At 53.3% G+C, this 11,918-nt stretch carries 12 protein-coding genes; 4 read left to right on the forward strand and 8 right to left on the reverse strand.

Annotated features, from left to right (window positions below; translation table 11 throughout):
* Positions 1-774 (forward strand): hypothetical protein (locus D6694_11605; GenBank protein ID RMH38976.1); only part of this gene is annotated, 774 nt, incomplete at its 5' end.
* Between the two features lie 11 nt (positions 775-785).
* Entirely contained in the window at positions 786-1,436 is a 651-nt protein-coding gene (locus D6694_11610; GenBank protein ID RMH38977.1) for an OmpA family protein, read from the forward strand.
* Here D6694_11610 and D6694_11615 read toward each other — a convergent pair.
* The 4 genes from D6694_11615 to D6694_11630 are packed head-to-tail and all read right to left on the reverse strand — an operon-like array spanning position 1,414 to position 6,148.
* Positions 1,414-2,499 (reverse strand): MaoC family dehydratase, encoded by a 1,086-nt coding sequence (locus D6694_11615; GenBank protein RMH38978.1) that lies wholly within the window; start codon positions 2,497-2,499, stop codon positions 1,414-1,416. The genes D6694_11610 and D6694_11615 overlap by 23 nt on opposite strands.
* A 2-nt stretch (positions 2,500-2,501) precedes the next feature.
* Positions 2,502-3,392: a CoA ester lyase gene (locus D6694_11620; protein RMH38979.1), complete on the reverse strand. Its 891-nt coding sequence runs from the start codon at positions 3,390-3,392 to the stop codon at positions 2,502-2,504.
* Positions 3,389-5,014 carry an acyl-CoA synthetase gene (locus D6694_11625; GenBank protein RMH38980.1) on the reverse strand — a complete coding sequence of 542 codons (1,626 nt, stop codon included), beginning with the start codon at positions 5,012-5,014 and terminating at the stop codon, positions 3,389-3,391. The genes D6694_11620 and D6694_11625 overlap by 4 nt, the downstream gene beginning before the upstream one ends.
* A gap of 9 nt (positions 5,015-5,023) precedes the next feature.
* The gene (locus D6694_11630) at positions 5,024-6,148 is read right to left on the reverse strand and encodes an aldolase (GenBank protein ID RMH38981.1); all 1,125 of its coding nucleotides are present in this window, start codon (positions 6,146-6,148) and stop codon (positions 5,024-5,026) included.
* A gap of 176 nt (positions 6,149-6,324) precedes the next feature.
* Between D6694_11630 and D6694_11635 the strand changes: the two genes are divergently transcribed.
* Both D6694_11635 and D6694_11640 read left to right on the forward strand, forming a co-directional pair.
* Entirely contained in the window at positions 6,325-7,317 is a 993-nt protein-coding gene (locus D6694_11635; protein ID RMH38982.1) for a CoA ester lyase, read from the forward strand.
* Positions 7,314-8,189 carry a sulfurtransferase gene (locus D6694_11640; protein ID RMH38983.1) on the forward strand — a complete coding sequence of 292 codons (876 nt, stop codon included), beginning with the start codon at positions 7,314-7,316 and terminating at the stop codon, positions 8,187-8,189. Before D6694_11635 ends, D6694_11640 begins: the two co-directional genes overlap by 4 nt.
* Here the strand turns inward: D6694_11640 and ribD are convergent.
* From ribD to D6694_11660, 4 genes are all read right to left on the reverse strand, one after another.
* Entirely contained in the window at positions 8,179-9,267 is a 1,089-nt protein-coding gene (gene ribD, locus D6694_11645) for a bifunctional diaminohydroxyphosphoribosylaminopyrimidine deaminase/5-amino-6-(5-phosphoribosylamino)uracil reductase RibD (GenBank protein ID RMH38984.1), read from the reverse strand. The two genes, D6694_11640 and ribD, sit on opposite strands and share 11 nt — an antisense overlap.
* Positions 9,264-9,728 (reverse strand): transcriptional regulator NrdR, encoded by a 465-nt coding sequence (nrdR, locus tag D6694_11650; GenBank protein RMH38985.1) that lies wholly within the window; start codon positions 9,726-9,728, stop codon positions 9,264-9,266. Before nrdR ends, ribD begins: the two co-directional genes overlap by 4 nt.
* Positions 9,729-9,742: 14 nt before the next feature.
* The gene (locus tag D6694_11655) at positions 9,743-11,002 is read right to left on the reverse strand and encodes a serine hydroxymethyltransferase (protein RMH38986.1); all 1,260 of its coding nucleotides are present in this window, start codon (positions 11,000-11,002) and stop codon (positions 9,743-9,745) included.
* Between the two features lie 69 nt (positions 11,003-11,071).
* The gene (locus D6694_11660) at positions 11,072-11,866 is read right to left on the reverse strand and encodes an SDR family oxidoreductase (protein ID RMH38987.1); all 795 of its coding nucleotides are present in this window, start codon (positions 11,864-11,866) and stop codon (positions 11,072-11,074) included.
* Between the last annotated feature and the right edge of the window lie 52 nt (positions 11,867-11,918).

Consider the following 11,918-nt stretch of genomic DNA (forward strand, 5'->3'; position numbering starts at 1 on the left):
AAGCACAACACGATGCAATATCGGCAAGTTTCCTTTAGTGATGGATTTTCCTGGCTGAAACAAGGATCGCAGGCCATCGCTCAATACCCGCTTGGGTGGTTTGGTTTGGCGGCTATTTACTTTCTGATTTTGTACAGCCCAACGGCAGGTTTTTTCTTTGGCGTGTTGGAGCCTGCCTTACTGGCAGGCATCTATCGCGCCGGGCAAGCACAACGGACAAAACAGCCATGGAGCTTGAAAACCATCCTGTCACCACTGGCGGGTGGCAGCCTACCCATTTTGATTCTGGGATTAGCCTTGACGCTACTCAAATTGGTCGTGCTAATGCTTGGATTAATGCACATTGCCACCGTGCTTGATCTTGAGCAATTGTTGCACGCCTATCTCCAGGAAGACTGGTCGACGGTTCGCCAAATTGTGAATGCGCCCGATGTCATTCCAAACATGATGCTGACACTGAGTGTGGTGTTCAGCCTCATGCTCGCGATTTCTATGGCGGGCCTGTTCTCTCCAATCCTCGTTGCTGAACATAAACTTGCGGTCCCCGTGGCCATGGTGCTCAGCCTAAAAGCGGCGGTCAAAAATATCGGCGCATTGACTGCCTATACGTCGATTTTTTTTATTGCCGCATTTTTCATGGCGGCAGGCTTGGCCATTGTGTTACTACCGATGATCGCGTGGTTTATCGCCGCCTATTGCTACTGTGTTGACGACATATTTCCAGATTCAGAGAAACATCCTGTTGAGTCAAATCCCGCTGTGATTGAGGTATAGGAGAGCCTACCATGCGTTTAAAACAATTCATCTCAGGACTATTGTTTGTTGCCTTGTTAACTGGGTGTACAGTGCTCGATCCGTACACGGGCGAGGCCAAAACATCAAAAGCCACAACCTACGGTCTTGGTGGTGCTTTGCTGTGTGGCCTGATTGGCGCAGGTGAATCCAGCAAACATGCGCGAAACGCCGCTGCAGGCTGCGCCTTGATTGGCATGAGCATCGGTGCCTACATGGACTACCAAGAAAAAGCATTGCGTGAACGTTTGCTAAGAACCGGCGTACAGGTCAAACGTGAAGGCAATCGCATCCGTTTGATCATGCCAAGCAACATTACTTTCGCCACCGACCGCTCAGATCTTTCGCCCAAATTCGAACCCGTTTTGGATTCCATCGCAGAAGTTCTGAACCATTATCAGGACACGCGACTGCGCATCGTCGGCCATACGGACTCAACCGGAGATGCTGCCTATAACCTCGCTTTGTCCGAGCGACGTGCGCAAGCGGTGGCCCAATACCTTCGTGCCAAGGGCATCGCCCCGCAACGCCTACAAGTATTCGGCGCCGGTGAAAACCAGCCAATCGCAAGCAATCAAACCGAGGCCGGCCGGGCGCTCAACCGACGCGTGGAACTGACCATTATTCCCATGCCGAAACAATAGGCATGCTGTCGAGCCGTGTCGGCACCAACACCGTGTAGTCCCACGTCAAGACAAGGGGTGCGGTGTCACTATTGAGGGGCGCGCCGTGTTCATTGCGGTGAACGGGTGAGTTCTTGCGGACCACGGTTTCCAAACGCAAAGCGGCACAGTCATCCCGCCCATGAATCGGCCACTTATCCAATACACGCGATGCCGCGTAAAGCGTGTCACCAGCAAAGGTGGGGGCCATGTGGCTCCCACCATTCATCGCGAGAATCTGCACGGCATTGGCGAGGCCGTTGTGACTCAAGGCCCGCGCCAATGACATCACATGCCCACCATACACCAGCCGACGGCCAAATCGACTGTTTTGCATTCGGTGCTCATTGAAATGCACCTGGGCGGTGTTTTGATAAAGCCTCGTGGCCATGACGTGTTCCGCTTCATCCACAGTCACGCCATCCACATGATCAATCCATTCACCCACCTGATAATCCTGCCACGTCAAATCACTCCCAGTGAGGGAAGCGCCCAGTCGCCGAAAGTCCGTGTGTGGCGCAACGTTTAAGTGCTCTGCGGAAACCATCGTCGAGAGGGTGGGGACCACGGCCGGCTCCATCGGTTGCGACGCTTCGCGTTTAGCCACCATCACCCAACGCACCCATGACAACACCTTGTCGCCATGTTGGTTATAAGCGCTAGAACGCACATAAACAATCCCTGTGGTGCCATTGCTATTTTCCTTCAAGCCAATGACGCGAGAGCTGACAAACAGCGTATCCCCAACAAATACCGGTGCGAGGAAGCGCACTTCTGCGTATCCCAGATTGGCCACAGCGTTCAAGGAAATGTCCGGGACGGTTTTGCCGAAGGCGATATGAAACACCAACATGTCATCAACCGGTGTGTCTTCAAAGCCAATGGCTCCGGCAACGGGTGCTGCACTATGCAACACGAAACGACTCCCGGTCAGCGCAATATAGAGCGAAACATCGCCCGCGGTAATGGTTCGAGGTGTGCCGTGCCGAATGACTTCATCGAGCGTGAAGTCCTCAAAAAATCGTCCGGTGGATGATTTATTCATGGTTATTTGCCCAATAAGTCGTCTTGGCCAAGCTTTTGCACTTGCTCATAGATATTGATCACCCGTAGCGCCCAATCATGCAAACTAGGTTCAATGAGGCGATCATCGATCACTGCCATACTTCGCCCCTGCGCCTGGGCCTCATCCAGCGCTTCAAGAACGGCACGGGCACGCTCCATATCTTCCTGCCGCGGCGTGAACGCATCATTGGTGTACGTCAGCTGCACCGGATGAATCACGGTTTTGCCATCAAACCCAAGATCGCGCGCCTGCCGACACGCAAATTCGCATGCCTCCACATTTTTCAAATCCAAATGGGGACCATCCACCACACATCGCCCATAAGCGCGCGCCGCCAAGACAACCATCGACAGACTGCCAAGTAAACCGAGTCGATCTTTGGTCATATTGATCTTAAGGCTATTGGCCAAATCCGTCGTCCCCATGATCATCGCCACAAGACGGTCGCTGCTCGCCGCAATTTCCTCGGCGTGCAATACCCCCTTTGGGGTTTCGATGTTCACCATGACAGATAATGTTTCGCCTCCCGCTGAATCGAGCGCGGCAATCGCATTGTGAACATCTTCGGCGCTTTCAATGCTCGGAAACAAGACGGCATCAATCGGCAATTTGGCAACTTCCATCAAGTCGGCAACGCCAAGTTCCGTGGTCAGCGGATTGATGCGCACCACTTTTTCCGAATAACCAAAGTCCGGATTTTTCAGCGCGTCCACCAGTTGGGCGCGAGCTTGTGCTTTTTTCGAGGCAGGCACAGATTCCTGCAGATCAAAAATCACTGAATCGGCAGGCAAGCCTCGAGCTTTCTCAATATGACGAGGCACATGTGCCGGTACGTATAACATGGTACGACGAGGTCGATATCTCTGTGTCATGACGACTCCTTTGCCAACATGGCAACCAATTGTTTTCTTAGTACCTTACCATTCTTGGTGCGAGGAAATTCGGTCATAAAATGAATTTTCTTTGGTGCTTTGTAGCGCGCCAAGTTTTTCTCACCATAAGCGAGCAATTCCGCCTCCGTCACTGACGTATTCGCATGCGGCACCACACAAAGCGCCACCAGCGTTTTGTCCGGCGCGATGGTTTCTCCGACCGCAACACAGTCAGCCACCGCCGGGTGCGTCTTCATTACACGCTCAACTTCGTGTGGCGACACACGATAGCCGAACGTGTTGATAATGTCGTCCTTGCGGCCCAGAAACCAGATATAGCCGTCCTTGTCTCGACGGGCATAATCGCCGGTAAAGAACCACCCATCGTGGCGCGCCTCACGCGTGGCTTCCGGCAACTTCCAATATTCCAAAAACAATCCCGGATCGTCGTCCGGAATACAAATCATACCCTCTTCGTCAACCTCCACTTCCTGCAAATTTTCATCCAACAAGTGAACATCATGACCAGGTTGAGGGAAACCCGCCGACCCCGGGCGAATAGGATGGTAGATGTTTTGTGAGATGTAGTAGGAAATTTCGCTCATCCCAATCGCTTCGTAGATATCTAGGCCAAATCGCTCCCGCCACGCATTGAGCATAGCATCTGACAAATGCTCTCCTGCACTCATACAATGACGCAAGCTCGGTACATCCTGACGTCCATAATTGGTTTTCTGAATGATTTGGCGATAAATGGTCGGCACACCGATAAAAGTGGTGCATTCGTGCTTGGCCATCAGACGAGGCCACAGGGTGGCGTCGTTTTTTCCTTCGTACACGATCACTGTCTTCCCATGGTACAACGGGTCCATCAGCGCTGAACCAAGCACATAGGTCCAGTTAAACTTGCCGGAATGAACAATTCGCTCATCTTCGACAAAATTAAACCAATAACGGCTGGCGGGCAGTCGGCCAATCAAAGCACGGTGACCGTGCAATACACCTTTCGGGAACCCGGTTGTCCCTGAGGTATACACCAGATAAGCCGGGTCATTGGCCAGTGTCTGCACGGCCGTCGTTATCGGTGAAACGCTCTCCAGCAGCGCATCGAGCGACATGAGCGTCAATGTCGCCGACGCTGTTTTCGGTATTGTGCTCGCCCCTGCCAGAAGCACATATTGAAGATTGGGCAATTCATCCAAGTGCGGCGCCAGTTCCGGCCACATATCTGCATGGGTCACCAATACGCGCGCACCTGAATCCTCCGCCAGATAGCGTACTTCACGCCCTGCAAGCAATGTCGAAGTCGGCACGGCGATGGCGCCAGCTTTCATCGCGCCAAAAAATGCCACGGGATAAGCCAAGGCATTCGGCAGACGAATCAGTACTCTATCGTTTCTCGACAGACCAAGTTCCTTGAGCACTCCGGCAAAACGACTTGAAGCATCAGCCAGCTCAGCATAGGTATAGCGGCTGGTCCCTCGTTGCTCATCTTCGACAATCATCGCAAGCCGCTGGCCAAAACCTTTCGAGACCTGCTCGTCAGTACATGCCACCCCAATGTTGAGATGTGTCGGCACCTGCCAGTGCCATTCGGCAATTGGTGGAAATTTTTGTGTCATGGCGCCTCCTTAGACCCGACCATACGGCCAGTTTTCCCGAATCACCTGCACTGGCAGACGCTTTAGAACATCCAACGCAAACGCCTTGTCTTCCGGTGCCAACGCATTTAACGCATTGGCCCGCAACAATGTTTGTAATGCCTTGCCAAACATCGGCGGGTCTAACATTTCACCTTCAAATCGAATGGCGCCGCCAAGCAACGCATCCGCATCGATAGCCGCCTTCAAAATGGCGACATTGCGGGCAATCGCCTTAGGTGAAGGTGTGAAAGCCACTTTACACAAATGAATATGATTCGGATGAATGACTTGCTTTCCCGTCAACCCCATCTGAGCCTCTTCCACCGCGTGAGCATGCACGATTTTTGACTCCCGATCGCCGTGGAGATCCAACCAGCGCCGGACATCCTCAGGTTCAATATAATCTGTTGGCATGGCATTTTTATTGATTAATACTTCGACCCCACCAATAACGCCCTTGCCTGCAATCCGCGCTTCCATCAGCAATAAATGCAAGTATGTGCGCAATTCATGAATCCAGTTCTCGGGCGTCAGGTGAATGGCCATGGCTTTGGAAAAATCGTGAATTCCGAAGACCACATGCTTGACGGTGTCATACTGCATAATGTCCGCCGCCAGTTTGAGAGATCGCGGGTGCTCGAAAATGGGTTGAATGGTGATCTGACTATTGACACCGACCAGCCAAGCGGACAGATCGCGAATTTCTGCCGCGCCATATACCTCCCCTGCTTTGGCCAGAATGATGACATCGATAAACTCCGCACAATCCCTGATCAATTCAAGATCCTTCTCATACTCAGGTGTCCGAAACGGATTGATCCTCAACGCAATTTGGAATTTTCGATTTGGATCAAACTTGGGCAACTCTTGACGAAGCAAAGCGCGGCTCATCTCCTTTTGCCGACATCCATCTTCAAGGTCAAACAAAAGCGTATTGGCCGGCGTTTTGTGGGCGTGCCGCCGCATACGCTCAGCGGCTTGCTCCATGGTTTCGTAAACCCCCTGTGCAGGAGAGTACTTCACCGGTGGATAATACAGTTGTATGCCAGGCCAAGGGCCGCCCAAGACCGTCGCTTCATCAATATGGGTCAAATAATCGTGTTTGTAATTCATGTTGCCTATTCCGGCTGATATGCCGCCTCCCTCTCAAGTCATCCGACCAGATGAGTACCACATTCAAACAAACATTTCAAATAAGTGTTTGACTCGTCATTTCAGGTTGAGCAAACTAGACTGATAACAACGACTGTGTCATCCAATAAACATAGCAGACATTCAAGGAGGCCTAAGTGAAAGTTCATCCGCGTCATGCCCTATTTGCTGGTGAGAAAACCTTTCCTGCCATTCCCTGCTGCGAACATTTCGCCGGCAAGGAAAAACTCATCCGAAAAGCACTGGCATTACAAAACGAGATAGGGCCGGTTTTTGACATCACTTGCGACTGCGAAGATGGCGCCGCCGCAGGGCAAGAACGAGCACACGCGGAAATGGTCGCCGCAATACTTGCCTCGGATGCCAATGTCCACCATCGGGCTGGCGTGCGCATTCATGACTATTCACATCCACACTGGAAGCAAGATCTTGAGATTATCTTACCGATCATTGGTGATCGCATTGCCTACATCACCCTCCCCAAAGCCACCGCTTGGCAGCAAGTAGCGGAGATGATTGAGACAATCAAAACGCTGTCCCAACTACATGGCATCAAAAGACAGATTCCCGTCCATGTGCTCATCGAAACTCATGGCGCCCTGCGCGATGTTTGGCAAATCGCGGCGCTTGAACAAGTTGAAGTGCTGGATTTTGGCATGATGGACTTTGTCTCTGGTCACCATGGCGCCCTGCCTGCGGCTACAATGCGAAGCCCAGGGCAGTTTGAGCATCCACTCCTTGTCCGAGCCAAAACAGAAATGGTCGCGGCTGCCTTGGCCAATGGCGTAGTGCCGGCACACAACGTAACGCTGGATCTCAAAAGTCCGTATCAAACCTATCAGGATGCACATAGGGCCCGTTACGAGTTTGGCTTTCTCCGCATGTGGAGCATTCATCCCGTACAAATTCGAGCGATTGTCGACGCTATGAAACCAGACTATTCCGAAGTCGAAGATGCCGCGAATATTTTGATGGCGGCGCAGGACAACGACTGGGGCCCCATACAATACAAAGGTGAATTGCATGATCGAGCGACCTACCGCTATTTCTGGGAGCTGCTGGAACGGGCGAAAAATACAGGTGTCACCTTGCCGCCAGAAGCCGAAGCACGATTTTTTGGAGAAGCATGATGCGCTACCCAGTTGTTTCGGTCGATGACGTTGCGCGGCAGCTCACACACGAAGAAGTGGTGCTATTTGATTGTCGTTTTCAACTGTCCGATCCGGATGCTGGACGAACCGCCTATGAACACGGCCATCTCCCGGGCGCCCATTATGCCGATTTGGAAAAGGATCTTTCCGGGACCATCACGCCTGCATTAGGCCGACATCCCTTACCTAGGGCAGAGGACTTTGCCGCCTTCCTCGCCCGGCACGGCGTTGAACGCGGTCAGCTGATCGTGGCCTATGACGACAACATGGGGTTTGCGAGCCGATTCTGGTGGCTATGCCGCTACTTTGGTTGGGACAATGTGGCCGTGCTCGATGGCGGCATTCGTGCATGGCAAAATGCCGGTCTGCCATTGTCAACTCAGCAAGAAATCGTGCGCAAGACATCCTCGATTAAGCTCACGCCACGCCCCCAACTTGCCATTGACCTTCCCGAGCTTCGCGAACGGCTGACAGCCAATGGCGCTGAACCGATACTAATTGACAGCCGCCATCCTGAACGCTACTGCGGCATTCATGAACCGCTCGATCCTGCCGCCGGACATATTCCCGGAGCGCGATGCCTGTTTTGGCAAGAGTGCCTGAACGATGATGGCTTTTGGCAAAGCCAAGCATGGCACGAGGCCAGGTGGTCGGATTTTAATGACGCCCCGCTCGTCGTCTATTGCGGTTCAGGCGTCACCGCCTGCGTGAACATGCTGTCCTTAGCCTGTGCTGAGCGATTTGCGCAAGCCCGTCTGTATGTCGGCAGCTGGAGCCAATGGGCAACATGGCATTTAGAGCGACAAATTCCTGAAAGCGAGTGGTTGGCGCGCTGCACCCTTAAGGATTGAGCACAAACTTTAGTCGCCAATCTCGGCCAATGCGTCTTATCTCAGGGGCTGGCAGAGCATGTGCCTCGGTCATCTTCGCCAAAGGCGGCCAATCGACTAAAGAGCGCTGCGCTGGTCCGACGATTTTGGCAGCTTGGTAAACATAGAGCTCATCCACTAAGTTGGCCTGAAGGAAGGCTCCAGCGAGCGTTGCGCCAGCCTCCACCAAGACTTGATTCACTTGGTGCGTATTGGCGAGGTGCTCAAGAAGCGGCAACAAGGCCACGCGCCCTTGGCGAACAAATCTGGTTTCTGTGGGAATGCCATCATCACCTGTGTGATTCGCCGTCACCCTCATCACTGGCCCTGACTGCCAAATCTTAGCCGTTGCAGGCACTCTAGCCTGTGGATCCAACACGACTCTGAGCGGTTGGCTCAGCGTTTCTGATGATGGACCACCTGGCCAACTGCGCACTGTTAACATCGGGTCATCAGCGATCACCGTCCCTGCGCCGGTGATGATTGCGTCACACTGTGCGCGCAAACGTTGCACATCATGTCGCGCCGCCGTTTCTGTAATCCAATAGCTGTCTGCATTGTCAAGCGCAGTGGCTCCATCCAAAGTGGACGCCAGCTTGACAACGACCCGTGGTCGGCCTGTTTCCATCCTTTGAAAAAAAGCTCGATTAAGTGCCCGGGCCTCGTCCGCAAAGAGGCCTGTAACCACGTCAATACCATGCTGGCGAAGGTGGTTCAGCCCGCGGCCGGAGACAAGTGGGTTTGGATCTGGAGTCGCCACCACCACCTTGCGCACATCTGCCGCCACCAAGGCTTCACAACAAGGCGGTGTTCGACCATGGTGCGCGCAAGGCTCAAGTGTGACATAACAGGTCGCCCCCGCCGCTTCACGCGCCATGTCGAGCGCCATAATCTCAGCATGAGGCGCTCCCGGTCGAACATGCCATCCCTCGCCGATGATCTGTCCGTCACGAACCAAGACCGCGCCCACACATGGATTCGGGTGTGCGGTATAACGCCCTTTTTGCGCCAAGACGAGCGCCCGACTCATCAGGCGCATGTCGGTGAGCGCATCACTCATGAATTTTTGGTACCTCGCTCCAACGCTTCAATTTCCTTGCGGAAAGCATCCACATCCTGAAAATCCCGATACACCGATGCGAAGCGCACATAAGCGACTTTATCCAGTTGACGCAGAGCGTCCATCACCCATTCTCCAATCTGCGAGGACGGGACTTCTCTTTCACCAGTCGCACGCAAGCGTGACATGATCTTCCGAATTGTCTGTTCCACCGCCTCGGTTGAGACCGGCCGTTTTTCGATGGCTCGCATGATACCAGCCCGCAACTTGCCTTCATCAAATGGCTGGCGCGAACCATCCGACTTGACCACCCTCGGCATCACCAATTCAGCCGTTTCAAAAGTGGTAAACCGCTCACCGCAGTGTCCGCACTCGCGACGCCGTCTCACCTGTTCGCCGCCGCCGACCAGACGAGAATCAATCACTTTAGTGTCGTGTGCAGAACAGAACGGACAGTGCATGACAACCTCACTTGTTAGGGTTTCGGATAAACCGGAAAACGGGCCGTCAAGGCCTTAACTTGTTCACGCACCCGGGCAATGGTTGATTCGTTCTCGATGTCATCTAACACGTCACAAATCCACCCGGCCAACGTCTCCACTTCTGGCTCTTTGAAACCTCGCGTCGTGACGGCCGGCGTGCCAAGGCGCAAGCCGCTGGTCACAAAAGGCGAACGTTTTTCATTCGGTACTGTATTCTTGTTGACGGTAATGCAGGCCCTTCCCAATGCCGCATCAGCGTCCTTGCCGGTAATCCCTTTGTCGGTCAAGTCCACCAAGAACAAATGATTGTGCGTGCCGCCGGAAACAATCTTGTAGCCACGGGACTGCATCACTTTTACCATCGCTTGTGCATTGGCGAGCACTTGTTTTTGATACTCAATAAATTCAGGTTGCAACGCTTCCTGAAAGGCCACCGCTTTCGCAGCAATCACGTGCATCAGCGGGCCACCCTGCATCCCTGGGAAGACCGCTGAGTTCAATTTCTTTTCGATTTCCGGATTCGCTTTAGCCACGATCAAACCACCCCGTGGTCCCCGCAGCGTCTTGTGCGTGGTTGACGTCACGACATCTGCATAAGGCACGGGATTTGGATATAGGCCGGCGGCAATCAGACCAGCCACATGCGCCATGTCCACCATCAAATAGGCGCCAACCTTATCCGCAATCTCGCGAAAACGCGCCCAGTCGATGACGCCCGAAAACGCCGAAAACCCGGCCAAAATCATTTTTGGCTTATGCTCAAGCGCCAAGGCCTCGACTTGCTCGTAATCAATGTCGCCATCAGGCGTGAGACCATACTGCACGGAATGGTATAACTTGCCGGAAAAATTCACCGGGCTGCCATGTGTCAAATGGCCACCTTCGTTCAAATTCATGCCCAATACGGTATCGCCAGGCTCAAGCAGTGCCATGTACACCGCTGCATTGGCTTGCGAACCTGAATGCGGCTGCACATTGGCATAGTCGGCACCAAACAACTTTTTCGCCCGCTCAATCGCAAGATTCTCAGCCGTGTCAACATATTCACAGCCGCCATAGTAACGCTTTGCCGGATAGCCCTCAGCGTACTTGTTCGTGAGCACCGAGCCTTGCACTGCCATGACTGCAGGGCTCGTATAATTTTCCGACGCGATCAGCTCAATATGTTGTTCTTGACGCTCACGTTCCGCTTCAATGGCGGCATAAAGTTCCGGGTCTTTGTCTTTGAGTGACTCATAGGCTTGATCGAGCATACAATTCATTCTCCTTGGACTGGCAATGTCGCCATTGTACCTAGGCACAGGGCTTTGTGCACCTGTTTGCTAGCGCACTTTTGCCTTGCGGATCACGCGGCGTAAAATCGCAGGCGAAATGCGCTGCAGCCACAACGCTGACCGTTCGCGCCACCCGGCAATGGCCACTTCATCAGCGCCCCGCTCAATTGCATTGACCATACGTCGCGCGGTTTCTCCAGGATCGAGACCATTTTTCTGTGCATCATCCAACTGATTGAGTGGCGCACCATCCCCGGTCAATGCGCGCAAGCTCAAACCCGTCGCAATGAATCCGGGCATTAGATTAGTCACGATCACGCCTCGATCATGCACTTCGGCCCGAAGCGCGTCCATAAATCCAATGATGGCATGCTTTGCGGCCGAATAGCCGCTACGGTAGGGTGTGGCAATTTTGCCAGCCACGCTGCTTACCACCACAATTTGCCCGGATCTCCGGGCCAGCATTTCCGGCAACAACGCCTTGGTGATGGCGACCGGAGCAAAATAATTCACCGCCATCAGCGTCTCATCCACCGTCACTAAGGTTTCTTCTGCAAAAGATCGCTGACTAATGCCGGCATTGTGTATGACGATATCAAACATGCCATATTGTTGCGCTTCTTGGGCAATGGCACTGGCCGCCCCATGATAGTCTGTGAGGTCAAGCGGCAATACACGATGCGCTTCCGGAGATGCACATTTTCGCTTCACCGACTCAAGCAACGCTTCTCGTCGTGCCACCAGTGTCAATTCGCCACCACGTCTGGCCAACTCATAGGCCAACGCTTCGCCAATACCTGAACTCGCCCCGGTCAACAATATTCTTGCCCCTCGAATTTGCATGGTGACTCCCTCATCGTTTCAGGAACAAACAAAACATTTCACGGTCAATACA

Source organism: Gammaproteobacteria bacterium, from assembly GCA_003696665.1.
Taxonomy (GTDB): Bacteria; Pseudomonadota; Gammaproteobacteria; order Enterobacterales.

Excerpts from the sequence above, each read along its gene's own strand:
- nrdR (RMH38985.1), bottom strand. The coding sequence starts at position 9,728 with ATGCACTGTCCGTTCTGTTCTGCACACGACACTAAAGTGATTGATTCT.
- D6694_11640 (RMH38983.1), top strand. The coding sequence starts at position 7,314 with ATGATGCGCTACCCAGTTGTTTCGGTCGATGACGTTGCGCGGCAGCTC.
- D6694_11630 (RMH38981.1), bottom strand. The coding sequence starts at position 6,148 with ATGAATTACAAACACGATTATTTGACCCATATTGATGAAGCGACGGTC.
- D6694_11620 (RMH38979.1), bottom strand. The coding sequence starts at position 3,392 with ATGACACAGAGATATCGACCTCGTCGTACCATGTTATACGTACCGGCA.
- D6694_11615 (RMH38978.1), bottom strand. The coding sequence starts at position 2,499 with ATGAATAAATCATCCACCGGACGATTTTTTGAGGACTTCACGCTCGAT.
- D6694_11655 (RMH38986.1), bottom strand. The coding sequence starts at position 11,002 with ATGCTCGATCAAGCCTATGAGTCACTCAAAGACAAAGACCCGGAACTT.
- D6694_11610 (RMH38977.1), top strand. The coding sequence starts at position 786 with ATGCGTTTAAAACAATTCATCTCAGGACTATTGTTTGTTGCCTTGTTA.
- D6694_11660 (RMH38987.1), bottom strand. The coding sequence starts at position 11,866 with ATGCAAATTCGAGGGGCAAGAATATTGTTGACCGGGGCGAGTTCAGGT.
- ribD (RMH38984.1), bottom strand. The coding sequence starts at position 9,267 with ATGAGTGATGCGCTCACCGACATGCGCCTGATGAGTCGGGCGCTCGTC.
- D6694_11625 (RMH38980.1), bottom strand. The coding sequence starts at position 5,014 with ATGACACAAAAATTTCCACCAATTGCCGAATGGCACTGGCAGGTGCCG.